At 71.7% G+C, this 26,784-nt stretch carries 27 protein-coding genes; 10 read left to right on the top strand and 17 right to left on the bottom strand.

Annotated features, from left to right (window positions below; genetic code table 11):
* Positions 1-98 precede the first annotated feature (98 nt).
* The gene (locus AB0946_RS01410) at positions 99-1,256 is read left to right on the top strand and encodes a serine hydrolase domain-containing protein (RefSeq protein ID WP_366758600.1); all 1,158 of its coding nucleotides are present in this window, start codon (positions 99-101) and stop codon (positions 1,254-1,256) included.
* A 73-nt stretch (positions 1,257-1,329) separates the two neighbouring features.
* Here AB0946_RS01410 and AB0946_RS01405 read toward each other — a convergent pair whose 3' ends face one another.
* Both AB0946_RS01405 and AB0946_RS01400 read right to left on the bottom strand, forming a co-directional pair.
* On the bottom strand, positions 1,330-1,749 hold the full coding sequence (locus AB0946_RS01405) for an organic hydroperoxide resistance protein (protein WP_366758599.1): 420 nt from the start codon (positions 1,747-1,749) through the stop codon (positions 1,330-1,332).
* Positions 1,750-1,905: 156 nt separating this feature from the next.
* Entirely contained in the window at positions 1,906-2,904 is a 999-nt protein-coding gene (locus AB0946_RS01400) for an NADP-dependent oxidoreductase (protein ID WP_366758598.1), read from the bottom strand.
* A gap of 97 nt (positions 2,905-3,001) precedes the next feature.
* Between AB0946_RS01400 and AB0946_RS01395 the strand changes: the two genes are divergently transcribed.
* Together AB0946_RS01395 and AB0946_RS01390 are read left to right on the top strand one after the other, a co-directional pair.
* Positions 3,002-3,439 (top strand): MarR family transcriptional regulator, encoded by a 438-nt coding sequence (locus tag AB0946_RS01395; protein ID WP_366758597.1) that lies wholly within the window; start codon positions 3,002-3,004, stop codon positions 3,437-3,439.
* A 72-nt stretch (positions 3,440-3,511) separates the two neighbouring features.
* Positions 3,512-4,306, top strand: a complete 795-nt coding sequence (locus AB0946_RS01390) for an EI24 domain-containing protein (protein ID WP_366758596.1) — start codon at positions 3,512-3,514, stop codon at positions 4,304-4,306.
* Positions 4,307-4,348: 42 nt separating this feature from the next.
* Here the strand turns inward: AB0946_RS01390 and AB0946_RS01385 are convergent, their stop codons facing one another.
* On the bottom strand, positions 4,349-5,590 hold the full coding sequence (locus tag AB0946_RS01385) for a pyroglutamyl peptidase (RefSeq protein WP_366758595.1): 1,242 nt from the start codon (positions 5,588-5,590) through the stop codon (positions 4,349-4,351).
* A 619-nt stretch (positions 5,591-6,209) separates the two neighbouring features.
* The gene (locus tag AB0946_RS01380; protein ID WP_366758594.1) at positions 6,210-7,187 is read right to left on the bottom strand and encodes an aldose epimerase family protein; all 978 of its coding nucleotides are present in this window, start codon (positions 7,185-7,187) and stop codon (positions 6,210-6,212) included.
* A gap of 163 nt (positions 7,188-7,350) precedes the next feature.
* On the opposite strand from AB0946_RS01380, the gene AB0946_RS01375 reads away from it, so the two are divergent.
* Positions 7,351-7,521, top strand: a complete 171-nt coding sequence (locus tag AB0946_RS01375; protein ID WP_366758593.1) for a hypothetical protein — start codon at positions 7,351-7,353, stop codon at positions 7,519-7,521.
* A 41-nt stretch (positions 7,522-7,562) separates the two neighbouring features.
* Here the strand turns inward: AB0946_RS01375 and AB0946_RS01370 are convergent, their stop codons facing one another.
* A complete protein-coding gene (locus AB0946_RS01370) occupies positions 7,563-8,447 on the bottom strand; it encodes an SGNH/GDSL hydrolase family protein (RefSeq protein ID WP_366758592.1) in 885 nt (294 codons plus the stop codon).
* Between the two features lie 257 nt (positions 8,448-8,704).
* On the opposite strand from AB0946_RS01370, the gene AB0946_RS01365 reads away from it, so the two are divergent.
* The gene (locus AB0946_RS01365) at positions 8,705-9,199 is read left to right on the top strand and encodes a DUF3145 domain-containing protein (protein ID WP_366749415.1); all 495 of its coding nucleotides are present in this window, start codon (positions 8,705-8,707) and stop codon (positions 9,197-9,199) included.
* An 89-nt stretch (positions 9,200-9,288) separates the two neighbouring features.
* Here the strand turns inward: AB0946_RS01365 and fabF are convergent, their stop codons facing one another.
* The 5 genes from fabF to fasR all read right to left on the bottom strand — a co-directional run bounded on the left by fabF (position 9,289) and on the right by fasR (position 14,242).
* Positions 9,289-10,551 (bottom strand): beta-ketoacyl-ACP synthase II, encoded by a 1,263-nt coding sequence (gene fabF / locus AB0946_RS01360; protein ID WP_366758591.1) that lies wholly within the window; start codon positions 10,549-10,551, stop codon positions 9,289-9,291.
* Between the two features lie 106 nt (positions 10,552-10,657).
* Positions 10,658-10,906, bottom strand: coding sequence for an acyl carrier protein (locus AB0946_RS01355; protein WP_018545314.1), 249 nt, complete (start codon positions 10,904-10,906; stop codon positions 10,658-10,660).
* A gap of 81 nt (positions 10,907-10,987) precedes the next feature.
* Entirely contained in the window at positions 10,988-12,019 is a 1,032-nt protein-coding gene (locus AB0946_RS01350) for a ketoacyl-ACP synthase III (protein ID WP_366758590.1), read from the bottom strand.
* A 10-nt stretch (positions 12,020-12,029) separates the two neighbouring features.
* Positions 12,030-12,947 carry an ACP S-malonyltransferase gene (locus AB0946_RS01345; RefSeq protein ID WP_366759119.1) on the bottom strand — a complete coding sequence of 306 codons (918 nt, stop codon included), beginning with the start codon at positions 12,945-12,947 and terminating at the stop codon, positions 12,030-12,032.
* Positions 12,948-13,036: 89 nt separating this feature from the next.
* Entirely contained in the window at positions 13,037-14,242 is a 1,206-nt protein-coding gene (gene fasR, locus AB0946_RS01340; RefSeq protein WP_366758589.1) for a fatty acid biosynthesis transcriptional regulator FasR, read from the bottom strand.
* Between the two features lie 196 nt (positions 14,243-14,438).
* Between fasR and AB0946_RS01335 the strand changes: the two genes are divergently transcribed.
* Positions 14,439-15,101, top strand: coding sequence for a pirin family protein (locus AB0946_RS01335; protein ID WP_366759118.1), 663 nt, complete (start codon positions 14,439-14,441; stop codon positions 15,099-15,101).
* Between the two features lie 59 nt (positions 15,102-15,160).
* Here the strand turns inward: AB0946_RS01335 and AB0946_RS01330 are convergent, their stop codons facing one another.
* Both AB0946_RS01330 and AB0946_RS01325 read right to left on the bottom strand, forming a co-directional pair.
* Positions 15,161-15,982, bottom strand: coding sequence for a serine hydrolase domain-containing protein (locus AB0946_RS01330; protein WP_366758588.1), 822 nt, complete (start codon positions 15,980-15,982; stop codon positions 15,161-15,163).
* Positions 15,983-16,001: 19 nt separating this feature from the next.
* Positions 16,002-16,478: a GNAT family N-acetyltransferase gene (locus tag AB0946_RS01325; RefSeq protein ID WP_366758587.1), complete on the bottom strand. Its 477-nt coding sequence runs from the start codon at positions 16,476-16,478 to the stop codon at positions 16,002-16,004.
* A gap of 96 nt (positions 16,479-16,574) precedes the next feature.
* Here AB0946_RS01325 and AB0946_RS01320 point away from each other — a divergent pair, with 96 nt between their 5' ends.
* The gene (locus AB0946_RS01320) at positions 16,575-17,030 is read left to right on the top strand and encodes a MerR family transcriptional regulator (RefSeq protein ID WP_366758586.1); all 456 of its coding nucleotides are present in this window, start codon (positions 16,575-16,577) and stop codon (positions 17,028-17,030) included.
* Here the strand turns inward: AB0946_RS01320 and AB0946_RS01315 are convergent, their stop codons facing one another.
* The 3 genes from AB0946_RS01315 to AB0946_RS01305 form a co-directional block, all read right to left on the bottom strand.
* Positions 17,031-17,879, bottom strand: a complete 849-nt coding sequence (locus AB0946_RS01315; protein ID WP_366758585.1) for a DUF4429 domain-containing protein — start codon at positions 17,877-17,879, stop codon at positions 17,031-17,033.
* A gap of 66 nt (positions 17,880-17,945) precedes the next feature.
* On the bottom strand, positions 17,946-19,163 hold the full coding sequence (locus AB0946_RS01310) for an alpha/beta hydrolase (protein ID WP_366758584.1): 1,218 nt from the start codon (positions 19,161-19,163) through the stop codon (positions 17,946-17,948).
* A gap of 127 nt (positions 19,164-19,290) precedes the next feature.
* On the bottom strand, positions 19,291-19,917 hold the full coding sequence (locus AB0946_RS01305) for a TetR family transcriptional regulator (protein WP_366758583.1): 627 nt from the start codon (positions 19,915-19,917) through the stop codon (positions 19,291-19,293).
* 113 nt (positions 19,918-20,030) lie between these two features.
* Between AB0946_RS01305 and AB0946_RS01300 the strand changes: the two genes are divergently transcribed.
* Positions 20,031-21,650, top strand: coding sequence for an MFS transporter (locus AB0946_RS01300; protein ID WP_366758582.1), 1,620 nt, complete (start codon positions 20,031-20,033; stop codon positions 21,648-21,650).
* Between the two features lie 238 nt (positions 21,651-21,888).
* On the top strand, positions 21,889-22,194 hold the full coding sequence (locus AB0946_RS01295) for a hypothetical protein (RefSeq protein WP_014672470.1): 306 nt from the start codon (positions 21,889-21,891) through the stop codon (positions 22,192-22,194).
* Here AB0946_RS01295 and AB0946_RS01290 read toward each other — a convergent pair.
* Together AB0946_RS01290 and aceE are read right to left on the bottom strand one after the other, a co-directional pair.
* Positions 22,191-23,024 carry a potassium channel family protein gene (locus AB0946_RS01290; RefSeq protein ID WP_366758581.1) on the bottom strand — a complete coding sequence of 278 codons (834 nt, stop codon included), beginning with the start codon at positions 23,022-23,024 and terminating at the stop codon, positions 22,191-22,193. The genes AB0946_RS01295 and AB0946_RS01290 overlap by 4 nt on opposite strands.
* A 124-nt stretch (positions 23,025-23,148) precedes the next feature.
* Positions 23,149-25,896, bottom strand: a complete 2,748-nt coding sequence (aceE, locus tag AB0946_RS01285; RefSeq protein ID WP_366758580.1) for a pyruvate dehydrogenase (acetyl-transferring), homodimeric type — start codon at positions 25,894-25,896, stop codon at positions 23,149-23,151.
* A 395-nt stretch (positions 25,897-26,291) separates the two neighbouring features.
* Here aceE and AB0946_RS01280 point away from each other — a divergent pair, with 395 nt between their 5' ends.
* A complete protein-coding gene (locus AB0946_RS01280) occupies positions 26,292-26,729 on the top strand; it encodes a DUF3052 domain-containing protein (RefSeq protein ID WP_030649446.1) in 438 nt (145 codons plus the stop codon).
* Positions 26,730-26,784 lie beyond the last annotated feature (55 nt).

Genomic DNA, 26,784 nt, shown 5'->3' with positions numbered 1-26,784 from the left:
GGCACGTCTCGCCGTACCGGTCTCGGGAACGCCCGACGCCGGAGGAGGGCGTTGTGCCGAGGGGGAGCAGCGGGCAGCGGATCGGCCGAGGAGAGCGGATGACGCAGGAGATCACCGTCCAGGGCACGGTAGCCGAGGGCTTCGAGCCGGTGCGCGAGGAGTTCGCCGCCTTCGTCGCCGGGGAACGGGCGGACTACGAGGGGCAGTTGTGCGCGTACCTCCACGGACGGCGGGTCGTGGACCTGTGGGCGGGCGCGGGGGTGACGGGTGACTCGCTGTACGCCCTCCACTCGGCCACGATGGGCGCGGCCCATCTCGTGGCGGCGCTCCTCGTGCAGGACGGCACCCTGGAGCTGGACCGCAAAGTCACCTACTACTGGCCGGAGTTCGCCGCCGAGGGCAAGGGCGCGCTGATGCTGCGGGACCTGCTGGCGCACCGTGCGGGGCTGGTCGGCACCGACACCGGGTTCAGCGCCGATGAGCTGGCCGACGACCGGATGATCGCCGAACGCCTCGCCGACCAGCGGCCGTTCTGGCGGCCGGGCACGGCGTTCGGCTACCACGCGCTGGTCATCGGCGCGTTGACCGGCGAGGTCGTCCGCCGGGCGACGGGCCGTACGCTCCAGGAGGTGTACGAGGAGCGGGTCCGCGCCCCCCACGGCCTCGACCTCCACCTGGGTCTGCCCGAAGCGCACGAGCCGCGCTTCCGCACCGTCCGGCCGATGCTGCCGACGCCCGCGCAGCAGGCGCAGCTCGAAGCCGTGCCGGCCGGTCCGCACACCCTCGCGTCGATCGCCTTCAACCGGCACGGCGCGCAGCCCACCGACCTGGAGAGCCTGCCGAACGAGCGGCTGATCCGCGCCCGGGGACCCGCCTCGGTGGGCGGCATCGGCTCGGCACGCGGTCTCGCGGGCATGTACGCGGCGATGATCAGCGAGGTGGACGGCAGGACCCCGCTGCTGAAGGGCGACACACTGGCGGAGTTCGCCCAGATCCACTCCACGGGGTACGACCTGGTGGCCCGCGCCCACACGTCCTTCGGCCTCGGCTTCCAGGCGGTCGCCGACACCTGGTACCCGTTCCTGGGCGCGGGCACGCTGGGCCACAGCGGCACGGGCGGCGTCCAGGCCTTCGCGGACCCGCACGCGGGCATCGCCTACGGCTACACGAGGCGCAGGTTCGCGTTCCCGGGCGGAGCGGCACCCGAGAACGACAGGTTTGCGGCAAAGGTCCACGAGGCGGCGCTGGCCGGCTGAGGAACCCCCGTGCCGGACGGCAGCCGCACCCCACGTCCAAGGATGCGGCTGCCGATGTGAGGAACGACGGAGGTCAGACCAGCGTCACGCTGATGTTCCCGCGCGTCGCCTTCGAGTAGGGGCAGACCTGGTGGGCCTTCTCCAGCAGCTCCCGCGCGGTGGCCTCGTCGGCGTTCGGGATGTCCGCCGAGATCTCCACGATGATCCCGAAGCCCTCGTCGTTCCTGCCGATGCCGACCCTGGCGGTGACGGTGGAGCCGGACACGTCGGCGCCCTCCTGCCGGGCGACCACCCCCAGCGCCCCCTGGAAGCACGCGCTGTAACCGGCGGCGAACAGCTGCTCCGGGTTGGTCCCGGATCCGCTGCCGCCCATCTCCTTCGGCGGGTTGACGACGACGTCCAGTCGGCCGTCGTCCGTGGCGACCCGTCCGTCGCGGCCGTTCTCGGCGGTGGCGACGGCGGTGTACAGGACGTCGGACTGCGTGATGGGCATGCGGTTGTCTTCCTCCTCGGCCGCCGCGACTCGCGCCCACGATCGCGACGGATTCCGGAAAGAAGCTACCGCATGCCGGAAACCACGGGAAGGCCAGGGGATCGAGTCCGGACCATGCCGGGCCTGTGGTGTCCGGTCCGGATCGAACGGAAGACCCTAGAGCTTGACGACCATCTTGCCGATGTTGTCGCCGCGCAGGACCCCGAGGAACGCCTCCAGGTTGTTCTCGATGCCCTCGACCACGGTCTCCCGGTACTTCAGCGCGCCCGAGGCGACCCAGGGGCCGACCTCCCGGACGAACTGCGGCTGGAGGTCGTAGTGGTCGCCGACCAGGAAGCCCTCGATCCGGCCGCGCGTCTGGATCAGCCGGGCCAGGTTCCTCGGGCCGGGCGCGGGCTCGGTGTTGTTGTAGACCGAGATCATGCCGCAGACGGCGATCCGGCCGCCCTGGTTCAGCGAGCCGATCGCGGCCTCCAGGTGGTCCCCGCCGACGTTGTCGAAGTAGACGTCGATGCCGTCGGGCGCCGCCTCGCGCAGCTGCTCGGCGACCGGGCCGTTCTTGTAGTTGAAGGCGGCGTCGAAGCCGTACTCGTCCAGGAGCAGCTTGACCTTCTCGTCGGACCCGGCCGAGCCGATGACCCGCGAGGCGCCCTTGAGCCTGGCGATCTGGCCCACCTGGCTGCCCACGGCCCCCGCGGCGCCCGACACGAACACGCTGTCGCCCTCCTTGAAGGAGGCGGTGCGCAGCAGGCCGGCGTAGGCGGTCAGGCCGGTCATGCCGAGGACGCCGAGGTACGTCGACAGGGGAGCGGCCTCCGGGTCGACCTTCACGGCGTTCCTCGCGTCCACGGCCGCGTACTCGCGCCAGCCGGCGAAGTGCAGGACGTGGTCGCCGGCGGACAGGCCCTCGGCGTGCGACTCGACCACCTCGCCGACCGCGCCGCCCTGCATGACCTTGCCCAGCTCGAAGGGGGCGGCGTAGGACTTGGCCGCGCTCATCCTTCCACGCATATAGGGGTCGACGGAGAGGTACCTGTTCCGCACCAGCACCTGACCCTCGCCCGGGATCGGGACCGGCGCCTCGACGAGGGCGAAGTCCTCGGGCTTCGGCCAGCCGACGGGTCGGCTGAGCAGGTGCCACTCGCGGTTGATCATGACGGAGCCTTTCGTGTCACGGCAATTACTTCAGTACCTGAAACAACCATGCCCCTGAATATTTCATGATGTCAAGTAACCGGGTATCCTGGAGGGTATGTCCCACCCATCGAAGACCCACCGCCCCGACCCCCTGACCATGGAAGTGGTCGAGCTGATCGGTGACGTCGTGGCCCGCTTCTACGCGGACTACGAGGAGGCGGCGGGCGAGCACACGCTGACCGGTCCACAGGCCAGGCTGCTCAGCCTGCTCTCGCTGGAGCCGCTGCCCATGCGCAAGCTGGCCCAGAAGCTCAAGTGCGAGCCGTCGAACGTCACCGGGATCGTGGACCGGCTCGAGTCCCGCGGCCTGGTGGAGCGCCGCCCCGACCCGGCCGACCGCCGGGTCAAGGTCGCCGCCGCCACCGACGAGGGCCGCCGGGTGGCCCGGGACCTGCGCGAGGGCCTGCACTTCGCCCGCGAGCCGCTCGCCGCGCTCACCGACGACCAGCGCCGCTCCCTGCGCGACCTGCTCCGCCGCATGCTCGACGCCTGAGACCCGGCCCGGCCGGTCGCCGGCCGCCACCGGCCATCCGCGCTGTCACACCCAGCCAGTAGAGTCCTCGCCATGCGCGATCTCGGGGTGGGTTTCGGGTACCTGCTGAAAGGCCAGCGATGGGTGGCCCGGCACGGGCGGAGCTACGGCTTCGGGCTGCTGCCCGGACTGATCACACTGGTGCTGTACGCCGCCGCGCTGGTCGCGCTCGCCGTGTGGGGCGCGGACGCGGTCACGTGGGCGACCCCGTTCGCGGACGACTGGTCCAGCCCCTGGCAGGGCCTGTTCCGCGGCTTCCTGACGGCCGTCCTCTTCGCCCTCGGTCTGCTGCTGGCCGTGCTGACGTTCACCGCCGTCACCCTGCTGGTCGGCCAGCCCTTCTACGAGAACCTCTCGGAGAGGGTCGACGCCGACGTCTCGCCCGACGGCACCGCCCCGCGGTCGGAGCTGCCGCTCTGGCGCGAGCTGTGGATCTCCGCCCGGGACAGTCTGCGCGTGCTGGTGCGGGCCGGCCTGTGGGGCATCCTGCTCTTCGCCCTCGGTTTCCTGCCGTTCGTCGGGCAGACCGTCGTCCCCGTGATCGGCTTCTTCGTCACCGGCTTCTTCCTCACCGAGGAACTGGCCGCCGTGGCGATGCAGCGCCGGGGCGTCGACCTGCGCGCCCGGCTCACCCTGCTGCGCTCCCGCAAGACCCTCGTCTGGGGCTTCGGCACGCCTCTGGGCCTGGCCTTCCTGGTTCCGTTCGTCGCGGTGTTCCTGATGCCGGGCGCGGTCGCGGGCGCCACGCTCCTCGCCCGCGACCTGCTGGGCGAGGAGAGCGGCGGGGACGGCGCCGAGGCCCCCCGGACGCAGGACGTCACCCCCTGACCGACACGCTCGCCGTAGGTCCCGTCCCGGCCGGTCCCCGCGTCAGCCCGGGCTCCGTTCCGCCGCACCGACGGACACGGCGACGATCGACCGGACCTGCGCGATGATGTCCAGCCGGTTGCGCACGAACTCCGGGTCGGTCACCTCGGTGGTGTTCCCGGCCCCGAACTGCAGCACGGGCGTGTGCACATGCCCGCCCGGCAGCGTGCCGCGCAGCCCGAGCCGGTCCCGCAGCAGGGTGGCCCGGTAGGCGATCTCGTTGGAGAGGTAGTCGCCGCCCGCCCCGGCACGGGCGGTGGAGCCGGGGGTCGGCCCGTCCGGCCGTACGACGGGCGCGGTGCCGCCGGCCGGTATCTCGGTCACCTCGGTGTGGTCGTACACGGGGAAGCGGCCCGTCCGCGCGGCCACGACGGCGGCGTACGGCAGGGTGGTGCTCGTCCACTGCGGCTGCGACGCCGGGTCCGCGACCGGGACGGTCCCGGTCACGCCCACGTCGTCGTTGTCCGCGAAGCCGCCCCGCCACGCGCCGTTGGTGCGCTCGACGTCGAACCGGCCGACCCGGCCCTGGCTCACGGTCGTGAACAGGTCCACCCGCGGCAGGTACGGCCGCAGCGTCCGCTCCACCGTGCCCTCGGTGAAGTCCCGCCAGCGCACCGGGAACACGGCCGTCTCCACGCGCGCCGGTCCCCGCGCCGTCTCGACGACCGTGCCGTCCAGCGCGAGCGCCGTCGCCCCCGAGGGGTTGGAGATGCGGATGTCCCGGTCGAGCGTGAAGGGGTCGAACCCGGTGAGCAGGACGCGCCGCAGGTGCCCCTTGCCCGGGTAGCGGATGTCGGTCTGCCCGCGCGAGGTCCGCTCCAGCCACCCGAGGAGCGCGTCGCGTTGCCCGGCGGAGAGCCCGAAGCCCGGCTGCCAGGCGCGCACTTCCCGGGTCATCCCCAGCCGGGCCCAGTACAGCGGCCGGTCGTCGTCCCGGCTCAGGTCACCCCCGGCCGGCCCGCGCCCCTGCGCCCGCTCCACGGCCCGCCGCCACAGCGCGGACCCCTCGCGTACGACGGTGCGGCGGGCCTGCGCGTAGGAGTGCGCCCGGTGCAGGGCACGGCGGAACCCCGGTGCCGCGTCGGCGAATCCGGAGCGCCGCAGGATCTCCTGCGGCACGGCCTCGTCCAGCCGTTGTTCCTCGACGGTGGGGGAGGGCGGGGCGGTGGCGGCGCGGGCCGTGCCGGCGGGCCCGGACAGGCCGGCCAGCAGGGCCAGCCCGAGCAGGCCGATACGTAGACGCATCAAGGGAGTTCGGGTCCTTCCGTCGCTGTGGGGCGCGTGGTGCGGTGGACGGCCGCAGTATCGCGTGACGGAAGGGACCCGCGCCATGGTGCGGGCCTCCCGCCGCCGGTCTCCCGCGGACGCCACGCGACGTCCGGCCGCACCGACCCGGCGGCCGGCGGGTGCCCGGCGGGCAGGGCGGCGTGCAGCGGCTCGTCCAGCAGACGGGGTGAGGTCCTCCTCGCGCTCGGCCGTCACCTCCGGGTGCCGGTCCCGGAAGACGGCCGGCGCCTGCGCGACGAGCGCCGCCCCGGCCGTGGCGAAGGCGGTGACCCGCGGCAGCGGCGCCCGGCCCGTCCCCGTCAGCCGCACCCCGCGCGGCAGCCGGACGGCGGACGGATCCGGCGCCACGTGCACACGGCGACCGGCCGCGGGGTGCCGCCGGCGGGGGAGACGTGGGCAAGTGTGAAGGGTTCGTACGAGATCTCCGCCGGACGCTCGATCGAGGACCGCCGCGTCATCACGACGATTAACGTCTGATCCTGGACAAGTCCCCCGCCGGGGGACGCGTGTCCCCCGCGCAGCCCCGGTCCGGGAACCTGACCCCCGGACCGGGGCTTCACGGCCCCGGCGCGGCGGGCTACCGGCCGCGGACGCCGAATCCGTACACCGTCTCGGAGCGGAACACCTCGCCGGGCCGCAGCACCGTGCTCGGGAAGTCCGGCCGGTTGGGGGAGTCCGGGAAGTGCTGCGTCTCCAGGGCGATCCCGGCGCCCGGGCCGAGCGGCCCGGACAACGAGTCGGCGGTGTACAGCTGGAGGCCCGGCTCGGTCGTGGCCACCGTCAGGGTCCGCCCGGACGCCGGGTCGTACAGCTCGGCCACCTCTTCCGGCGCGCCGGTCACCCCCTTGTCCAGGACGAAGTTGTGGTCGTAGCCGGAGCCGGTCTTGCGGGCCGTACGGAAGTCGAAGCGGGAGCCGGTCACGTCCGACGGCGCGCCGGCCGGGATCAGGTCCGCGTCCACCGGCGTGTACCGGGACGCGGCCAGCCGCAGCTCGTGCCCGCCCGCGTCCCCGGAACCGCTCAGGTTCCAGTACGTGTGACTGGTCAGGTTGACCACCGTCGGCGCGTCCGTGACCGCCTCGTAGGCGATCCGCAGCGCGCCCGACGGGTCGAGCGTGTACGTCACCGCCACCTCCAGCCGGCCCGGGAAGCCCTCCTCGCCGTGCGGGCTGACCCGGCCGAGGCGGACGCCGTGCGGGACCGGCGTCACCTCCCACACCCGCTTGTCGAACCCGCGCTCACCGCCGTGCAGCGAGTTCGGGCCGTTGTTGCGCGCCAGCGGGTACGTCCGGCCGTCCAGTTCGAACCGGCCGCCCGCGATGCGGTTCGCGTACCGGCCGATCACGGCACCCAGGTACGGCTCCGGATGCGCCAGGTAGCCGTCGAGGTCCGGGAAGCCCAGCGCCACGCCCGCCGTCCGCCCGGCGCCGTCCGGGACCTCCACGGACTGCACGATCCCGCCGTACGACAGCACCCGCACCCGCACCCCGCCGCGCTCCAGCGTCCACCGGTGCACCGCCGTGCCGTCGGGGAGTGTGCCGAAAAGTTCGTTCATGTGGGAAACCCTAGTAGTGCCGCCGGAAGCCGGATCCGGCGCGGGCGACGGTCCACCGCGTGTGTCCCACCGGCACTTGACGGGCTGTCGTGTGTCTGGTGGTGTTTCCCTTCACCCCGCTCGCTGTCGGGGCGGACGAGGACTCATCACGCGCGGGGGACGCATGAGTGATCGCGAGCTGTGGGCGAGTGCGGGCCTGCTGGCCACATTCCTGGGCTTCGTCGTGTCGATCTTCGTCGGCCCACCCGCCTGGTTCCTGGGCATCCTGTTCGCCGCACTGGCCGTGAGCGTACTGATCATCTGGACCGAGCAGAAGAAGCGCGGCCACCGCTGAAGCCGCACCGCCTGTTCGGCCCGCTCACCGAACGGGGCCGGTCACGGATTCCCCGCCGTGATCCTCCGGTACGCGATCTCCGCCAGCCGCGCCTGACCGTCCTTGCTGGGGTGGAACCAGTCCCAGTGGCTGAGCTGGTCCGTGCCGAAGCGGTAGTCGTAGACCGCGTCGTCGTCGAAGCGGCAGCGCCGGTCCTTCGCGCAGACCTCCTTCAGCACCCGGTTGTACTCCACCACCCGCCGCTGCACGGAGTCCCGGCGCAGCGTCGCCGCGCTGGTCAGGTCGTCCGCGTCGCCCAGCATCGACGGGCAGATGCCCAGCTTCCACACCTGCTTGCCCAGCGGGTTCGTCCGGCCTTGCGACCACAGCCGCTTCAGGTTCGGCACACTCGCCACGTACACCTGCGTCCTGGGCAGCGCCGAACGCAGCGTGCGCAGCGCCTCCTCGAAGTCCGCGCGGAAGCCGGCCACCGGGGTCATCGCCGACGCCGAGGCCCGGCAGGCGTCGTTCGCCCCCACCATCACCGTCACCAACTGCGGGGCGCGGGAGACCGCCTGCTCCATCTGCCCGGGCAGGTCCGCCATCCGGGCACCCGTCACCGCGTAGTTCCAGCTGCGCTCCGCCGCCCCCGTCACGCCCAGCAGCCGCACCGCCAGGCTGTCCACCGTGGCGTCGCTGCCCGTCGCCCACGACACCTCCGGGCAGTCCGACAGCACCGTGCATGCGTCGAAGCCGCGCGTGATGGAGTCGCCCACCGCGGCGATCGAGTCCGGGCTGCGGTCCCACACCGGGAGCCGGACCGCGCCCGCCCTGGTGCCCGCCGGCGCCGGCGCGCTCCCCGACCCGTCGTCACACCCGGCGGCGCCCAGCAGCACGGCCGCCACGACGGCGAGAACGGCCCGTACACGGTGGCTTCGCTTCCGCATCCCTGCTGTTCCCCTCGTTCGACGGTGGGCTTCCCCCTGCCCTGACAACGTCCGAGGGTTCCCGGCCCGGCGCCCCGGGAACGGCACACCCCCGCACAAGCGTCCCCCTGGGTGAATGGCGGCGGTTTCCTGGCACCGGGACCGACCGTACGTCACACTCCTTGCCCCGCCGCAGGGTAGCCTCGCCATCAACGCGGCCGTCGCGCCACTGCCGCCCAGCCAGTCCGCAAGATGTCCCGCTCTGCCCGGAGGTTCCGGTGACGACACGTGGAGTTCTGTACGTGCACTCCGCGCCGCGCGCGCTGTGCCCGCACGTCGAGTGGGCCGTCGCCGGGGTGCTCGGCACGCGCGTCAACCTCGACTGGATCCGGCAGCCGGCGGCGCCCGGCACCTGGCGCTCGGAGTTCTCCTGGCAGGGCCAGGCCGGCACCGCCTCCAAACTCGCCTCGGCGCTGCGCGGCTGGCACCTGCTGCGCTTCGAGGTCACCGCGGAGCCCTGCGCGACCGCCGAGGGCGAGCGCTACAGCTGCACCCCCGACCTCGGCATCTTCCACGCCGTCACCGGAATCCACGGCGACATCCTGATCCCCGAGGACCGCCTGCGCGCCGCGCTGACGCGGTCCCAGCAGGGGGAGACCGACCTGGAGGCGGAGATCGCCAAGCTCCTGGGCAAGCCCTGGGACGACGAACTGGAGCCGTTCCGCTACGCCGGCGAGGGCGCCCCGGTCCGCTGGCTGCACCAAGTGGTGTGACGTCGCGCACGTGACGGACCCGGCCGGGGCACGCGGCGGACATGACGGAAGGGCCCTCACCTGCCGGTGAGGGCCCTTCCGCGCGTTTCTCAGATCGTCCGGAACGCCAGGACCACGTTGTGCCCGCCGAAGCCGAACGAGTCGTTCAGCGCGGCGATACGGCCCTCGGGCAGGGCCCGCGCCTCACCGACGACCACGTCCGCGTTGACCTCGGGGTCGAGGTTGTCCACGTTGATGGTCGGCGGAGCCGTGCGGTTCACCAGCGCCAGGATCGACGCGACGGTCTCCACACCACCGGCACCGCCCAGCAGGTGACCGGTCATCGACTTGGTCGCGGAGATCGCCATGTGGTCGACGTCGTCGCCGAACACCTTCCGCAGCGCCTTGATCTCGGCCACGTCACCCTGCGGCGTCGAGGTGGCGTGCGCGTTCACGTGCACGATCTCGGCCGGCTTCAGATCCGTGTTGTCCAGCAGGTTCTGCAGCGCGTGCGCGATCCCGTTGCCGGACGGCTCCGGCTGCGTGATGTGGTGCGCGTCGGCGGAGATGCCCTGTCCGACCGCCTCGGCGTAGATCCGGGCGCCGCGGGCCTTCGCGTGCTCCTCGGACTCCAGGACGATCACACCGGCGCCCTCACCGAGCACGAAGCCGTCCCGGCCGGCGTCGTAGGGACGCGAGGCGCCCTGCGGGTCGTCGTTGTTCTTGGACATCGCCATCATGTTGCCGAACGCGGCGATGGGCAGCGGGTGGATGGCGGCCTCGGTACCACCGGCCACGACCACGTCCGCACGCCCGGTGCGGATCATCTCGATCGCGTACCCGATGGCCTCCGCGCCCGAGGCGCAGGCCGAGACCGGGGTGTGCACACCGGCGCGGGCACCCAGCTCGATCCCGACGTTGGCCGCCGGGGAGTTGGGCATCAGCATCGGCACGGTGTGCGGGGAGACGCGGCGTACGCCCTTCTCCTTGAGGATGTCGTACTGGTCCAGCAGGGTCGTCACGCCGCCGATGCCGGAGGCGATGACCGCGCCGAGACGGTCGGGGTTGACGGACGAGTCCTCACCGGCCCTGGCGGTGAAGCCGGCGTCCTTCCAGGCCTCCTGAGCGGCGATCAGCGCGAACTGCGCGGACCGGTCCAGCTTGCGGGCCTGCGGGCGGGGGATGATCTCGCCCGGCTCGACGGCGATCTGCGCGGCGATGCGGACCGGCAGCTGAGCCGCCCACTCCTTCTCCAGCAGGCTGACGCCGGACGTGCCGGCGACGAGGGCCTCCCAGGTCGAGGCTGCGTCGCCACCCAGCGGTGTGGTTGCGCCGATACCGGTGACGACCACGGTGCGATTGGTCGGGCTCACGGGAATTCTTTCTCCAACGGATACGGGAGGACTACCCCCGCGTCTGCGGGGATTACGGCGCCACCGCCGGGTGGCGGGGCTTGCAGCCTGCGGCCTACGCGGTGGCTCAGGCCTGGTGCTTGAGGATGTAGTCGGTCGCGTCGCCGACGGTCTTGAGGTTCTTGACGTCCTCGTCCGGGATCTTCACGTCGAAGCGCTCCTCGGCGGCGACGACGACCTCGACCATGGACAGCGAGTCGACGTCCAGGTCGTCGGTGAAGGACTTGTCCAGCTGGACGTCCTCGGTGGGGATCCCGGCGATCTCGTTCACGATCTCGGCGAGACCCGCGACGATCTCTTCCTGAGTGGCGGCCATGTCAGGCGCTCCTTCTTCGATAATCCAGACGGTTTGTGGCAGTTGTCCCCCTGCCGGATCGCATGATCCGGCACGGAGTGCCTAGGGGAGGGTAACGACCGTGGCGGCGTAGACGAGACCCGCCCCGAATCCGATGACGAGCGCGGTGTCGCCGCTCTTCGCCTCCCCGGTCGCCAGGAGCCGCTCCATCGCGAGCGGGATCGAGGCGGCCGAGGTGTTGCCGGTGGTGCGGATGTCACGGGCGACCGTGACGTGCTCCGGCAGCTTCAGTGTCTTCACCATCGAGTCGATGATCCGCACATTGGCCTGGTGCGGGATGAAGACGTCCAGGTCGTCCGCGGTGATTCCGGCCGCGTCCAGCGCCTGCTGGGCGACCTTCGCCATCTCGAACACGGCCCAGCGGAACACCGCCTGGCCCTCCTGCGTGATCGCAGGGAACTTGATGTTGCCCTGGCTGTCCAGGGGCAGCTGGGAGACGTCACCGACGGCGAACCGGTCCCAGGAGACGGTCTGCTTGATGGTCTCGGACTTGTCGCCCTCGGAGCCCCACACGGTCGGGCCGATCGCCGGCTCGTTCGAGGGGCCGACCACGACCGCGCCGGCGCCGTCACCGAACAGGAACGCGGTCGCCCGGTCCTCCAGGTCGGTCAGGTCGCTCAGCCGCTCCACGCCGATCACGAGCACGTGTTCGGCGGAACCTTCCACCACCATGCCCTTGGCGAGGGTCAGGCCGTAGCCGAAGCCCGCGCAGCCGGCCGAGATGTCGAAGGCGGCGGCCTTGTCCGTGCCCAGCCTGTCGGCGATCTCGGTGGCGACGGCCGGGGTCTGGCTGAAGTGCGACACGGTCGAGACGACCACCGCGCCGATCTGCTCGGCGTCGATGCCGGCGTCCGCGATGGCCTTCCCGGAGGCCTCGATCGCCATCGCGGCCACGGTCTCCTCCGGGCCCGCCCAGTGCCGGGTCTCGATGCCGGAGCGGGAGCGGATCCACTCGTCGGACGAGTCGATCCGCTCCAGGATCACCTCGTTGGGCACGACCCGGGTCGGCCGGTAGCCGCCGACGCCGAGGATGCGCGCATACGGGGCGCCCTTGCTGGGCTTGATCTTCGCCATGTACGGCTCCTTAGGCACCGGTGTGCTCTGCGAGCAGAGCGCGGGCCGCGTCGAGGTCGTCGGGGGTCTTCAGGGCCAGCGTCGCGACACCGGGCAGGGCCCGCTTGGCCAGGCCGGTCAGGGTGCCGCCCGGGCACACCTCGACGAGCGCGGTGACGCCCAGCTCCTTGAACGTCTCCATGCACAGGTCCCAGCGCACGGGGTTGGCGACCTGGCCGACCAGCCGCTCCAGCACCTCGGCACCGGACGCGACGGCCTTGCCGTCCTTGTTGGAGACGTAGGGAAGCTTCGGGTCGGCCGGGGACAGCGCCGCGGCGGCCTTGGCGAGCGTCTCGACCGCGGGCGCCATGTGACGGGTGTGGAAGGCGCCGGCCACCTTCAGCGGGACGACCTTGCGCACGCCCTCGGGCTTGTCCTCGGCCAGCGCGGCCAGCTGCTCCAGCGTGCCGGCGGCGACGATCTGGCCCGCGCCGTTGATGTTCGCCGGGGTCAGGCCCAGCTTCTCCAGGTGCGCGACGGAGGTCTCCGGGTCGCCGCCGAGCAGCGCCGCCATGCCGGTCTCGGTGACCGCGGCGGCGTCGGCCATCGCCAGACCCCGCTTGCGGACGAGGCCGAGGGCGGCGGTGTCGTCCAGGACACCGGCGAAGGCGGCGGCGGTGATCTCACCGACACTGTGCCCGGCGACCGCGCCGGGGGCGGTGTCACCGAGTGCCGCGGCGGACAGCAGGCCGGCGGCCACGAGCAGCGGCTGGGCCACCGCGGTGTCCCGGATCGCGTCGGCGTCGGCCTGGGTGCCGTAGTGCACGAGGTCCAGTTCGATGGCGTCCGACCAGGCGGCGACGCGGTCGGCGGCACCGGGCAGTTCGAGCCAGGGGGTCAGGAAGCCGGGCGTCTGAGCGCCCTGGCCGGGAGCGACGAGTACGAGCACTCTCACACTCTCTCTTGGGGACGGGCACGGCCGCCCGTGAGGACAGGGACGAAGAACACGAAGGGCTTTTGTGGGCCTCCGACAAAACCCTATGTCTGGGTTTCGGCGTCGGCCAGACGCCCCAGGATGAGCGCGATCCGTAGTGTGAACGCGGATCGTACATCCGAAGGCGACCATCCGGTGACGTCAGTCACACGTCGGAGCCGGTAGCGCACGGTGTTCGGGTGAACGAAGAGCATCCTCGCCGCGCCTTCCAGGCTGCTCGCCTGCTCCAGGTACACACTCAGTGTTTCCAGGAGTGCCGAGCCCGCCTCCTCCAGCGGTCTGTAGATCTCCTCCACCAGTTGCTCACGGGCGCTCGGATCACCCGCGATGGCCCGCTCCGGCAGCAGATCGTCCGCCAGCACCGGACGCGGCGCGTCCTGCCAGGCGGAACACGCCTTCAGCCCGGCGGCGGCGGCCTGCGCGGACCGGGTCGCGGCCAGCAGGTCGGGCACGACGGGCCCCGCGACGACCGGCCCGGCGGCGAACGGCCCGATCAGCGACCTGGCCACGGCGAGCGGGTTGGCGCTGCCGCCGGCGACGACGACCAGCCGGTCGCCGAGCACCCCGGTGAGCACCTGGAGCTTGGCGTGCCGGGCGGCCCGCCGGATCGCCTCCACCGTCAGCTCGCTGTCCCCGTCCGGCGCGGTCCCGAGCACGACGCACACGTGCTCGGGCGAGTTCCAGCCCAGGGCGGCGGCCCGGCTGACGGCGCCCTCGTCCGCCTCCCCGCTCAGCACCGCGTTCACGACCAGCGACTCCAGCCGGGCGTCCCAGGCACCGCGTGCCTCGGCGGCCTGGGCGTACACCTGGGCGGTGGCGAAGGCGATCTCCCGGGCGTACACGAGCAGCGCCTCACGCAGCACGCTCTCGTCGCCCGGCGCCGCCACCTCGTCGATGGCGGACTCCATCACCTCGATCGTGGTCCGCACCATTTCCACGGTCTGCCGCAGCGTGATGGCCCGGGTCAGCTCGCGCGGCGCGGTCCCGAAGACGTCCGTGGAGATCGCCTGGGGCGCGTCCGGGTGCCGGAACCACTCGGTGAACGCCGCGATGCCCGCCTGGGCGACGAGGCCGATCCAGGAACGGTTCTCCGGGGGCATCGCCCGGTACCACGGCAGGGTCTCGTCCATGCGCGCGATGGCCTGCGCGGCCAGGCTCCCGGAGGACTTCTCCAGTCGCTTCAGGGTCGCGGAGTGCGGATGGACGACGCGGGCTGCGGGATCGCCGTTGTGGGATTCGGGTTCGGGCACGGGGACAAGACTGCCTTATCGGGCCGGGCCCGTGCGCCGCCGGGGTTGTGCTTGACGTCTCGGCCGCTTCCGGAGGCACCTCGGCGGGTCTCGCCCCTCCGGCTCCTCGCGGCCGACGCGTGGGAACAGCCGGCGTGGGTGGGCCCGTGCCCTCGGTCCGGTTTCGTGGGCCCGGCCCGGCTACCGTGGTGCCGTGATGGACGTACGGCGCGCCGGCGAGCGCTATCGCGGAGGGGATCCCGAGGGCGGGATCGACACCTGGCACGCCTTCTCCTTCGGCCCGCACTACGACCCGGACAACCTCCGGTTCGGCGCGGTGATCGCCTGCAACGAGGAGCGGCTCGCGCCCGGCGCCGGCTTCGACGAACACCCGCACAGCCACACCGAGATCGTCACGTGGGTGGTCGAGGGGGAGCTGACCCACCGTGACTCCACGGGCCGCGAGACGCGGGTCGGGCCCGGGGACCTCCAGCACCTCAGCGCGGCGGCGGGCGTCCGGCACGTCGAGCGCAACGACGGGGACGCGCCCCTGACCTTCGTGCAGATGTGGCTGACACCGCGCGAGCCCGGCGGCGACCCCTCCTACGCCCTCGTCCCCGGCATCGCCGACTCCACGCCGTACGCGGTGCCGACGGCGGGCGCGATGCTCCACGTGCGCCGCCTGCACCCCGGCGAGCGGACCGCCGTCCCGGACGCGGCGTACGTGTACGCGCACGTGGTGCGGGGCGAGGTCCGGCTGGCGGGGGAGGAGCTGGGCCCCGGCGATGCGGCGAGGATCACAGGGGCGGAGGGTCTGGAGGCGGTGGCGGCGACACCGGCGGAGCTGCTGCTGTGGGAGATGACGGCCGCAGGGTCTTAGGGTCTTCCGTTCGGATCAGGCCAGACCCCGCGAGCCCGGCATGATCCGAACGAGAGGCCCTAGCCGCGCACCTCGGCGAGCACCGCGTCCGTGAAGGGCGGCCACGCCTCGACGGCCCAGGGGCCGAACGCCCGGTCCGTCAGGGCGACCGCGGCCAGCCCGGCATCCGGGTCGATCCACAGGAACGTACCGGACTGCCCGAAATGCCCGAAAGTGCGAGGTGAGGAGGAACTCCCCGTCCAGTGCGGGGACTTCCCGTCGCGGATCTCGAAGCCCAGCCCCCAGTCGTTCGGGTTCTGGTGGCCGTACCCCGGCAGCACCCCCTTCGTCCCCGGGTACTGCACGGTCATCGCCGCCGCCACCGTCCGCGCGTCCAGCAGCCGCGGCGCCTGCACCTCCGCCGCGAACCGCAGCAGGTCCCCGGCCGTCGACACCCCGTCCTTCGCCGGTGACCCCTCCAGCGACGTCGACGTCATCCCCAGCGGCTCCAGCACCGCCTGCCGCAGATACTCGGCGAACGGGATGTCCGTCGCCTTGGCGATGTGGTCCCCGAGCTGCTCGAACCCGGCGTTGGAGTACAGCCGCCGCTCCCCGGGCGGGGCCGTCACCCGGTGCTCGTCGAAGGCGAGCCCGGAGGTGTGGGCGAGGAGGTGACGGACCGTCGACCCGGGCGGCCCGGCCGGCTCGTCCAGCTCGATGGCGCCCTCCTCGTACGCGACGAGCGCCGCGTAGGCCGCCAGCGGCTTGGTGACGGAGGCCAGCGGGAAGCGGTGCCCGACGGGACCGTGCGTCCCGAGGACGGTCCCGTCGGCTCGTACGACACCCGCCGCGGCGGTGGGGACGGGCCAGTTCTCGATCAGCGCCAGGCTCTGCAACGACATGCCTCCGAGCCTATGCGGCTCACAGCGGCAGCCGCATCGACGGGTCGGGGTCCCGTGTGAAGCCGAGGGAGGAGTACAGCGGCTCCGCCTCCGGCGAGGCGTTCAGCAGCACGTGCCCGGCACCCCGCGCCCGGAACCACTCCAGCAGCTCCTCCATGCACGCGCGCGCGTACCCCCGCCGCCGGGCGTCCGGGTCGGTCGCCACACTGAAGACGTGCCCGACCCGCCCCCGCGGGTTCCCGGCCCTGCCGATGCGGTACTCCACCGTCCCCGCCACCAGCGCGGCCAGCGCCCCGGGCCGGCCGGGATGCTCCACGACGAACGCCGCGAAGTCCCCGTCCTGGTCGGCGAGGCGTTCCCGCAGCACCGGCAGCGACTCCGCGTGCCAGTCGGCGGACCCGGAACCCTGCGCGCCCGACAGGGAGTCGATCATCACCTGGCGCAGTCGCAACACTTCGGCGGCGTCCCCGGGCCGGGCCCGGCGTGCAAGTCTCATGGGACGCACGCTAATCAGCCGCCGCGGGTGCCGTCCCGTGGATTTCCCGGCGGACCCGCTTGCTTGGAGTGCACTCCAAGGCCATAGCGTGGGGACATGACGGTGATGCAGACCACGCCAGCGGCCACCGAGCACGCCACCCCCGCCGACATCTGCTCCGCCCCGCCCCGGCGGCACCCCCGCCCCGACGGCCAGGACCGCTACACGATCAGCGAGGTCGTCGCGTTCGCCGGCCTCACCGCGCACACGCTGCGCTGGTACGAGCGGATCGGGCTGATGCCGCACGTGGACCGCTCGCACACCGGCCAGCGCCGCTACAGCAACCGCGACCTGGACTGGCTGGACTTCGTGACCAAGCTCCGGCTGACCGGGATGCCGGTGGCGGACATGGTGCGCTACGCGGAGCTCGTCAGGGAGGGCGACCACACCTTCGCGGAACGCCGTCAACTGCTGGAGTCGACCCGCAGGGACGTCCTGGCCAGGATCGCGGAACTCCACGACACGCTGGGCGTCCTGGACAGGAAGATCAGTTTCTACGGGCGCGAGCGGTAGCTACAGTTCGGCCAGCAGCTCGGCCTTCTTGGAGGAGAACTCCTCGTCGGTGACCAGCCCCGCCTGGTGCAGCTCCCCGAGGTGCCGGATCCGCTCGGCGATGTCGGCGGGGTCACGCCGTGCCGGGGCCGGTACGGCGGGTACCGGTCCGCGCGACCGCACGGCCGCCAGCACGGCCGCGGCGAACGGCAGGGACTCGTGCACCGGCCCGTACCCGAGCCCGAACACCACCGACGCCGGATCCTGGTCGGGCTGTGACGGGCGGGCGGAGCCCGGTTCGCGGGGCACCAGCCGCAGGTGCCCCTCGAAGATCTCCGGGGACCGCCACTCCACCCCGCTCAGCCCGGTCACCGGAAAGCTCTGGTCGCCGGCCTTCCACTTCGCCGACGACGCCCCGGTCCAGGACCAGCGGAACTGCACGGACGTCCCGTCGAAGGACGCCTTCCCGTCGTACGCCTTGAACTGCAGCGGCGCCTCGGGCGCAGCCACCAGGTGCCGCTCGGCGGGCCCCGACTCGGTCAGCAGCCCCTTCAGTTCGTCGGCGTAGTACTCGGCGAGGGTCTCCCGCTCGGCCGGCAGCACCAGCCGGTAGGGGTCGGACCCCTCCTTCAGCTGGCCGTCGGCGGCCTCCATCAGCGGATCGGCACCCGGACGAGGCGTCAGGCGCAGGACGACCGTGCCGCGCCTGCCCGGGGCGAGCGTCACGCCCTCGACCGCGGACAGCGGGATCCGGCGCTCGCCGAGCGCCTGGAACAGCTTCGGTGTTCGAATCCCCCGTTCGTAACGGATGAGCACGGAGTCGGACTCGAACTCCCAGACGGCATGAAAACCCGCCAGTACGTCACCCATGCGGCTCATCGTATGCGGCACGTGCTCCTCCGTCGCCACCCGCGCAGACCGCACTTCCTGCTGTTTCTACGCGCGTCCGGCCGTCACCGTGCCGGACAGACCGGACCGGCACGCATCGTTCTCCCGTGCGCACGTCACCGCGTCGTACGCGCCCACACCGATGTCGGCGAGGTTGCGCAGGCTGTCCGTGCCGGGCTGGAAGTAGCCGCTGTGCCCCTGGGCGTCCCGGGCCGACAGCACCCGCGCCCCGAACGCCGAGGAGACCGGATCGGCGCCGTGGCCGAGACCGCCCAGCTCCAGGTACGGGACATCCTGCACCCAGTCACTGGCGTCCCGCATGGCCCACACCCGGGCCGTCGTGCCCAGGTGGGAGGCCTTGGCGACGCGCATGCCGGGGCTCGCGGCCACCGCTATGTCGGCGACCCGGCGGGGCATGCCGTGTGCGGCGACCCCGCAGACCACCGAGCCGTAGCTGTGACAGAACATCGACACCGGGGCCCGGCCGGGCAGCGCGCGCAGCATTGCGTTCAGCCGTACGGCCCCCTCCTCGGCGCGCAGTCCGGTGGCCGCGTCCACCCCCAGCCCGTCGGGGGAGGTGTAGTCGGCCCAGGCGATCACGGCCGTACGGGTCCCCGGGCTCGCCTCGCGCTCCGCCGCGTACAGGGCCGTGGCCATGCCGACCGGGGCGCTGTACTTGCGGTTCGTCCGCTGGAAGGTGAGCACGTCGGTGTCGACGCCGGGGACGACGACCGAGATCCGCCGCGCCGTGGCGAGGTCGCCGAAGACCTCGGCGACCCGGCCCGAGCCCTCGGGGTCGAAGGCCAGGATGTGCCGGCCGGGGCTCAGCAGGGACGCGTAGCGGTCCATCCGGCGGGCCGCGTCCTGCTGGCCCGCCGTGCTGAGCCGGCTGTCGTGCACGCGCTGGCGCTCGACCTCGCGGGCCTGCGCCAGCGCGATGCGGTTGGCCCGGTAGCGCAGGGAGACCGGCGCGCCGTTCATGTTGCCGACCGCCAGCGGATAGCGGTGGGCGAGGCGCCCGCGGTCGTGCGGGGTGAGCGAGGCGAAGAAGCGGGCCAGCCGCGACGGGTCGGCTTCCGGGTCCGGCAGGCCGCGGCCGTGGAGGCGGCCGTGCTCCCACTTGGTGAGCGAGGCCTGAAGGGCTGTCGACTCCCGGTGACTGCGCAGGGCGGTCCAGCCGGTGGTCGCGAGCATCACGAACACGACGGCCAGCGCCAGCAGTGCGCGCCAGACGTTCCATTGCGGGGAGGTGTCGAAGGAAGTCACTGGGAGGACACACTAGGAGAACGGCAGGGTCTCGGGGTAACCGAGTGACAGGGATCACGTTTCGGCGGTGACCGAACACCGGGACGGCGATCCGCCGGACACGGTGTCCGGCGATCTGCCAACGGTCTCAGGCGGCGCGCCAGTTACCCGTGAGGGCGGAACCCACCTGATCGAGGTACGCCGCGCTGAGCGTCCGGAGCGCCTCCGGGCCGAAGTCCTCGCGCAGGGAGCACTGCCGTTCGGTGACCCTTATCACCCCGGCGAAGACGGCCACCGCGAGCCGGGGGCGCGGATCGGTGTCCACGTCGACACCCTCCCGCTCGGCCAGCAGGCGGGCGATCGTCTCCTCGGTCGCCGCCGACCGGCGCAGATGGGCGGCGAGCAGCGCGGGCGTCGACTCGATCGTCCGGTACATGCGCAGGTACAGCTCGACCGGGACGAGCGACTCGACGGTCTCGCGTATCGCGTCCCAGCCCTCCAGGAACGCCTGCCGCAGGGCCTTCATCGGCGCCTCGTGCGGCGGGCGCGCGCGGACGGCCGCGACGAAGGCCGCCTCCGTGATGTTCTGCACGGCGAAGGCCACCTCCTCCTTGCCCGCGAAGTAGCGGAAGAAGGTGCGCTGCGAGACGTCGACGGCCTCGGCTATCTCGTCGACGGTCGTGTGCTCGTAACCCTGCGTGGTGAACAGTTCGAGAGCGGCCCGCAGCAGCGATTCCCTCGTACGCCGCTTCTTGCGCTCGCGCAGCGTCTCCATGGCCTCTCTCCCGTGCGTTTCCGGCCGTCCCAGCCTATGCGCCGATGTCGTGTCAGTAACCGACGAGTGATTTGGTTTGTCAACTGTCAGCGACTGTCACTAGCCTGAGAAGTATGACTAGTCAGACCACTGTCGACGCGACGGGGCCGGGGGACGGGGCGCCGGCAGCCCCGTCGGGGCCCCCGTCGGCCCCTGGCCTGCGCGGCCACCCGTGGCTCACCCTCATCACCGTCGCCGTAGGGGTCATGATGGTGGCCCTCGACGGCACCATCGTGGCCATCGCCAACCCGGCCATCCGCGACGACCTCAACGCGTCCTTCGCCGACGTGCAGTGGGTGTCCAACGCCTACTTCCTCGCCCTCGCGGTCACGCTGATCACCGCGGGCAAGCTCGGTGACCGCTTCGGTCACCGGCAGACCTTCCTCATCGGTGTGACCGGCTTCGCCGCCGCGTCCGGCGCCATCGGACTGTCCGGCAGCATCGCCGCCGTCGTCACCTTCCGTGTCTTCCAGGGCCTGTTCGGCGCCCTGCTGATGCCGGCCGCGCTCGGCGTGCTGCGGGCCACCTTCCCGGCCGAGAAGCTGAACATGGCCATCGGTGTGTGGGGCATGGTGATCGGCGCGTCCACGGCGGGCGGCCCGATCCTCGGCGGTGTCCTCGTCGAGCACGTCAACTGGCAGTCGGTCTTCTTCATCAACGTGCCGGTCGGCGCCCTCGCGCTGCTCCTCGGCACCCTGATCCTGCTCGACCACCGGGCCGAGAACGCCCCGCGCTCCTTCGACCTCCTCGGCATCGCCCTGCTGTCCGGCGCGATGTTCTGCCTGGTCTGGGCGCTCATCAAGGCCCCGACTTGGGGCTGGGGCGACGGCAAGACATGGATGTTCATGGCCTTGTCCGTGGTGCTCTTCGCCCTCTTCGCCTTCTGGGAGACGAAGGTCGCCGAACCCCTGATCCCGCTGGGCCTGTTCCGCTCGGTGGCCCTGTCGGCGGGTGTCGTCCTGATGGTCCTGATGGCCATCGCCTTCCTGGGCGGCCTGTTCTTCGTGACGTTCTACCTGCAGAACGTCCACGGGATGACCCCGGTCACGGCCGGCCTGCACCTGCTGCCGCTCACCGGCATGATGATCGTCGGCTCGCCGCTCGCCGGCACCGCGATCACCAAGCTCGGCCCGCGCGTCCCGCTGGCCTTCGGCATGGCCGTGACGGCGGCGGCGCTGTACGGCATGTCGACGCTGGAGCCCGACACCGGCAGCGGTCTGATGTCCGTCTGGTTCGCGCTGCTCGGCCTGGGCCTCGCGCCGGTCATGGTCGGCGCCACCGAGGTCATCGTCGGCAACGCGCCCCTGGAGCTGTCCGGTGTCGCGGGCGGCCTCCAGCAGGCGGCCATGCAGATCGGCAGCAGCCTCGGGACGGCGGTGCTGGGCGCGGTGATGGCCTCCAAGGTCGACCGTGATCTGCCGGGCAACTGGGCGGACGCGGGGCTGCCGAAGCTGACCCCGGACCAGCTGGACAAGGCATCCGAGGCGGTCCAGGTCGGGGTGGCCCCGGTGACGAAGGGGATGCCGGAACCGGTCGTCGCGAAGATCACCGCCGTCGCCCACGACACCTTCATCTCGGGCATGAGCCTCGCCTCCCTCGTCGCGGCCGGCGTGGCGCTGGTCGCCGTCCTCGTCGCGCTGCTCACCAAGCGGGGCGCGAACGCGGACGCGGGCGTCGGCGTGGGTCACATCTGAGCCCGGCTTCCCCGCCCTTCCCCGGCGGAGTTCCCCTATCAGGGTGACTCGGCTAAAGATTCCTCGCTCCCGGCACGCGCCGCAGGTCACAGTGGGTCAAGTCCTCCGCAGGACAGGTAAGGAGGCCGGGCCGCGGCGCGCGCTGCTGGAGGGGGGCAGCGCGCGCACGTCTGCCGGCGCGGAACCGGGGTACCCGCACACCGAAGCCGAACTGTCCAGTCACCGCGAGGAGTTGATGATGGCGGGCTTCGGGCGAGGAACGAGCGGGTACCCCCGGTCACGCGGCCGCACGTGGCAGCGGACCGGGCCGGACCGTGCGACGCTCGGGATCATCGGCACGATCTGTGCCGTGGCCGGATTTTTCGCGCTGGGCATCGTCCTCGGCCCGGTGGCGATGTTCTGCGGCTGGCAGTCGATGGGCCGCAAGTGGTCCAACGACGGCAACGTCCCCGCACTGGTCGCCCTGATCCTGGGCGCCATCGACACGTTGCTCGCCATCGTCGCCCTGGCGGGCGCGGCGACGTGGGGCCACGGGCTCCTCTAGGGCCTCTCGTCAGCCGGCGGCGTCCCGCCGCGGGGACCGGGCGCGTTGGCGGCCGCGGGCACGCCGTGGCCGCCCGCGCGGTTCTCCGCCCCCCGTTCGGGGTGCTCGCGTTCGGCCAACCGGGCCACCTCCGCCCGCAACAGCCGTACCTCTTCGGCCAGGGCGGCGATGGCCTCGGTCTGCCGCCGCTCCTCCACGTCGTCCTTCTCGAACCGCGAGATGAACCACGCGGCGATGTTCGCGGTGACGACACCGAGCAGCGCGATCCCCGACAGCATCAGCCCGACGGCGATCATCCGTCCGAGCCCGGTCGTCGGCGCGTGGTCCCCGTACCCGACCGTCGTCATGGTGGTGAACGACCACCACACGGCGTCACCCAGTGTCCGGATGTTCCCGTCCGGTGCCTCCCGCTCCACGGACAGCACCGCCAGCGACCCGAACATCAGCAGGCCGATCACGGCCCCGACGACATAGGTGGTCAGCCGGATCTGCGGAGCCATCCGGGCCCGCCGGCCGACCAGCAGCAGCGTGGACACCAGCCGCAGCAGCCGTAGCGGTTGCAGGACCGGCAGGACCACCGCGCACAGGTCGGGCCAGTGCTGCCGTACGAAGTCCCGCCGGTGCGGGGCAAGGGCCAGCCGGACCAGGTAGTCGAGGGCGAACGCCGCCCACACCACCCACTCGACACCGGTGCACAGGGTGGTCAGGAAGTGCCCGGCGGAGGCGTCCACGATCGGCACCGCGTACGCCACGGCGAACGCCACCGCGAGCCCCAGCAGGGGCCGCTGCGTACGCCCCTCCCACCGAGCCTGCGCCGACAGCTGATCCATGCCCCGCATAGTAAAGAAACCGTAACGGCAGCGCGCCTCGAAGGGGCGCGGGGAACTGCGCGACCAGCCCTCCACGGACCCGCAGATCCCCACGACCCTTGCCGGCCAAGGCCGAGGGCACCGACTACGCGTCGCCGCCCGCCGCCCCCGGATCCGCCGCCGAGACGTCCAGCAGCCGGTAGCGGTCGATGGCCTGCTTGAGCACGGAGCGGTCGACCTTGCCCTCGCGCGCCAGCTCGGTCAGCACCGCCACCACGATCGACTGGGCGTCGATGTGGAAGAAGCGGCGCGCCGCGCCCCGGGTGTCGGCGAAGCCGAAGCCGTCGGCGCCCAGGGACTGGTACGTCCCGGGCACCCAGCGCGCGATCTGGTCCGGAACCGATCGCATCCAGTCGGACACGGCCACGAACGGTCCCTCGGCGCCACTGAGCTTCCGCGTCACATACGGCACCCGCTGCTCCTCCTCCGGGTGCAGCAGGTTGTGCTCCTCGCACTCCACCGCCTCGCGGCGCAGCTCGTTCCAGGAGGTCGCGGACCACACGTCGGCCCTGACGTTCCACTCCTCGCCGAGGATCCGCTGGGCCTCCAGGGCCCACGGGACCGCCACGCCCGACGCCATGATCTGCGCGGGGACGGAGCCGTTCGTGCCCTGCTGGAGCCGGTGGACGCCCTTGACGATGCCCTCGACGTCCACGCCCGCCGGCTCGGCCGGGTGCTGGATGGGCTCGTTGTAGACGGTGAGGTAGTAGAAGACGTCCTCGCCGTGCGGGTGCTCGGCCGAGCCGCCGTACATCCGGCGCAGTCCGTCCTGCACGATGTGCGCGATCTCGTACGCGTACGCCGGGTCGTACGCCACGCACGCCGGGTTGGTGGAGGCCAGCAGCTGGGAGTGGCCGTCCGCGTGCTGGAGACCCTCACCGGTCAGGGTCGTACGACCGGCGGTGGCGCCCAGGACGAATCCGCGCGCCAGCTGGTCGGCCATCTGCCAGAACTGGTCACCCGTGCGCTGGAAACCGAACATCGAGTAGAAGACGTACACCGGGATCAGCGGCTCGCCGTGCGTGGCGTACGCCGAGCCCGCCGCGATCAGGGACGCCGTACAGCCCGCCTCGGAGATGCCGTCGTGGAGCATCTGGCCGGTCGGCGACTCCTTGTAGGCCAGCAGCAGCTCGCGGTCGACCGACTCGTACTGCTGGCCCAGCGGGTTGTAGATCTTCGCGCTCGGGAAGAAGGAGTCCATGCCGAACGTGCGGTACTCGTCCGGTGCGATCAGCACGAAGCGCTTGCCGATCTCCTTGTCCCGCATGAGGTCCTTCAGGAGGCGCACAAAGGCCATGGTCGTCGCGATGGACTGCTGGCCCGTGCCCTTCTTCACGGTCGCGTACGCCTTGTCGTCCGGCAGCGGGAGCGGCTGGGAGCGGACGACACGGGTCGGGACGTAACCGCCGAGGCCCTTGCGGCGGTCGTGCATGTACTGGATCTCCTCCGAGTTGCGGCCCGGGTGGTAGTACGGCGGCGGGCCGGACTCCAGCTCCTTGTCGGAGATCGGCAGGTGCAGACGGTCCCGGAAGCGCTTGAGGTCGTCGACCGTCAGCTTCTTCATCTGGTGCGTGGCGTTGCGGCCCTCGAAGTTCGGACCCAGCGTCCAGCCCTTGATCGTCTTGGCCAGGATGACCGTCGGCTGGCCCTTGTGCTCCTTGGCCGCCTTGAACGCCGCGTAGATCTTGCGGTGGTCGTGGCCGCCGCGGCCGAGGTGCAGGATCTGCTCGTCGGTCATGTTCTCGACCATGGCGCGCAGACGCAGGTCGTCGCCGAAGAAGTGCTCGCGGATGTACGCGCCGGACTCGGTGGCGTACGTCTGGAACTGGCCGTCCGGCGTGATGTTCATCTTGTTGACCAGCACGCCGTCCCGGTCCTGCGCGAGCAGCGGGTCCCAGGTGCGGTCCCAGATCAGCTTGATCACGTTCCAGCCGGCGCCCCGGAAGACCGACTCCAGCTCCTGGATGATCTTGCCGTTGCCGCGGACCGGGCCGTCGAGGCGCTGGAGGTTGCAGTTGACCACGAAGGTCAGGTTGTCCAGGCCCTCCCGGGCCGCGATGGACAGCTGGCCGAGCGACTCCGGCTCGTCCATCTCGCCGTCGCCGAGGAACGCCCACACGTGCGAGCGGGAGGTGTCGGCGATGCCGCGCGCCTGCATGTAGCGGTTCATCCGCGCCTGGTAGATCGCGCCGAGCGGGCCGAGGCCCATGGAGACCGTCGGGAACTCCCAGAAGTCCGGCATCGAGCGCGGGTGCGGGTAGCTGGACAGGCCGTCCGGGTACTTCGACTTCTCCTGCCGGAAGCCGTCCAGCTGCTTCTCGCTGAGCCGGTCGAGCAGGTACGCGCGCGCGTAGATGCCGGGGGAGGCGTGGCCCTGGAAGAAGACCTGGTCGCCGCCGTCGCCCTCGTCCTTGCCGCGGAAGAAGTGGTTGAAGCCGACGTCGTACAGCGACGCGGAGGAGGCGAAGGTGGCGATGTGGCCGCCGACGCCGATGCCCGGGCGCTGGGCGCGCGAGACCATGACGGCCGCGTTCCAGCGGGTGGCGTTCAGGATCCTGCGCTCGATCTCCTCGTTGCCCGGGAAGAACGGCTCGCTCTTGGTGGGGATCGTGTTGACGTAGTCCGTGCTGCGCATCTCGGGCACGGCCACGCGCCTCTCGCGGGCGCGCTCGATCAGACGCAGCATGAGATAGCGGGCCCGCTCCCGGCCGCGCTCGTCGACGGCGGCGTCCAGGGAGTCGAGCCACTCCTGGGTCTCTTCGGGATCGAAGTCAGGAACCTGACTCGGAAGGCCGCCAATGATGATCGGATTGCGATCGGATCCGGAAGCCACGCTGTTCCTTACCTGTCAGAGGGCCAGTTCGTTGCACCTGCCTACACCGTTCCCCATCGTGTACCTCGGGAAGGCGTACGTCATCCGCACCGTCGTCTGCGCCGGTCAAAACGCAACGATACGCCCGGGGTGTGACGGGCATGGCAAAGTTGTTCGAGCGACGTAACCCTGGATGATTCCGAACGTGACAAACCGGGCGCATCGGCGTGATGTGGGTCGGGCGGAATCGAGATACGGTGCTGGGAGTTGCGGCGACACGGCAGGGATCGTCACCGTTTCGGCGGTCCCGACGGCCGGGTACTTGCGCGATCCGCCCCGCCCGTGTGGACTACGGCCAATGCTTCGCGCACGCGCGTGGCTGAGATACTTACCAAGACATGATCAGGAGGCAACCCGTGAGCGCGACCGCGGACCACGCGGAGGAGCGGACGAACCCTGCCGCCAGGCTGGGGTTCCAGCCCGGGCAGGTGGTCCAGGAGATCGGCTACGACGACGACGTCGATCAGGAGCTCCGCGAGGCCATCGAGGAAACCATCGCAGGCGACCTCATGGACGAGGACTACGACGACGTGGCCGACGCCGTTGTGCTGTGGTTCCGTGACGACGACGGCGACCTGACGGATGCGCTGGTGGATGCCACCACGTACATCGAAGAGGGCGGCGCGATCCTGCTCCTCACGCCGAAGACCGGCCGTGCGGGGTACGTGGAGCCGAGCGACATCCAGGACGCCGCCACGACGGCCGGCCTGACCGCTTCGAAGAGCGTCAGCGTCGGCAAGGACTGGAGCGGCAGCCGGCTGGCGACGCCGAAGGCGGCCAAGTCCAAGAGGTGACCGTCCTCGGACGCCCGACGGGCTGGACATCGCCCCAGCCCGTCCGGGAGTCCCC

The sequence above is a fragment of the Streptomyces sp. NPDC046870 genome, from assembly GCF_040704595.1.
GTDB lineage: Bacteria > Actinomycetota > Actinomycetes > Streptomycetales > Streptomycetaceae > Streptomyces > Streptomyces argyrophylli.
This window is presented reverse-complemented; position numbering and strand designations above follow the sequence as displayed.

Coding starts and splice junctions, on each gene's coding strand:
- AB0946_RS01375 (WP_366758593.1), top strand. CDS start 7,351: ATGAGTGATCGCGAGCTGTGGGCGAGTGCGGGCCTGCTGGCCACATTC.
- AB0946_RS01400 (WP_366758598.1), bottom strand. CDS start 2,904: ATGATCAACCGCGAGTGGCACCTGCTCAGCCGACCCGTCGGCTGGCCG.
- AB0946_RS01300 (WP_366758582.1), top strand. CDS start 20,031: ATGACTAGTCAGACCACTGTCGACGCGACGGGGCCGGGGGACGGGGCG.
- AB0946_RS01330 (WP_366758588.1), bottom strand. CDS start 15,982: ATGTCGTTGCAGAGCCTGGCGCTGATCGAGAACTGGCCCGTCCCCACC.
- AB0946_RS01335 (WP_366759118.1), top strand. CDS start 14,439: ATGGACGTACGGCGCGCCGGCGAGCGCTATCGCGGAGGGGATCCCGAG.
- AB0946_RS01305 (WP_366758583.1), bottom strand. CDS start 19,917: ATGGAGACGCTGCGCGAGCGCAAGAAGCGGCGTACGAGGGAATCGCTG.
- AB0946_RS01325 (WP_366758587.1), bottom strand. CDS start 16,478: ATGAGACTTGCACGCCGGGCCCGGCCCGGGGACGCCGCCGAAGTGTTG.
- AB0946_RS01390 (WP_366758596.1), top strand. CDS start 3,512: ATGCGCGATCTCGGGGTGGGTTTCGGGTACCTGCTGAAAGGCCAGCGA.
- AB0946_RS01315 (WP_366758585.1), bottom strand. CDS start 17,879: ATGGGTGACGTACTGGCGGGTTTTCATGCCGTCTGGGAGTTCGAGTCC.
- AB0946_RS01290 (WP_366758581.1), bottom strand. CDS start 23,024: ATGGATCAGCTGTCGGCGCAGGCTCGGTGGGAGGGGCGTACGCAGCGG.
- AB0946_RS01395 (WP_366758597.1), top strand. CDS start 3,002: ATGTCCCACCCATCGAAGACCCACCGCCCCGACCCCCTGACCATGGAA.
- AB0946_RS01380 (WP_366758594.1), bottom strand. CDS start 7,187: ATGAACGAACTTTTCGGCACACTCCCCGACGGCACGGCGGTGCACCGG.
- AB0946_RS01355 (WP_018545314.1), bottom strand. CDS start 10,906: ATGGCCGCCACTCAGGAAGAGATCGTCGCGGGTCTCGCCGAGATCGTG.
- AB0946_RS01320 (WP_366758586.1), top strand. CDS start 16,575: ATGACGGTGATGCAGACCACGCCAGCGGCCACCGAGCACGCCACCCCC.
- AB0946_RS01410 (WP_366758600.1), top strand. CDS start 99: ATGACGCAGGAGATCACCGTCCAGGGCACGGTAGCCGAGGGCTTCGAG.
- AB0946_RS01385 (WP_366758595.1), bottom strand. CDS start 5,590: ATGCGTCTACGTATCGGCCTGCTCGGGCTGGCCCTGCTGGCCGGCCTG.
- AB0946_RS01370 (WP_366758592.1), bottom strand. CDS start 8,447: ATGCGGAAGCGAAGCCACCGTGTACGGGCCGTTCTCGCCGTCGTGGCG.
- AB0946_RS01405 (WP_366758599.1), bottom strand. CDS start 1,749: ATGCCCATCACGCAGTCCGACGTCCTGTACACCGCCGTCGCCACCGCC.
- AB0946_RS01350 (WP_366758590.1), bottom strand. CDS start 12,019: ATGGCGAAGATCAAGCCCAGCAAGGGCGCCCCGTATGCGCGCATCCTC.
- AB0946_RS01295 (WP_014672470.1), top strand. CDS start 21,889: ATGGCGGGCTTCGGGCGAGGAACGAGCGGGTACCCCCGGTCACGCGGC.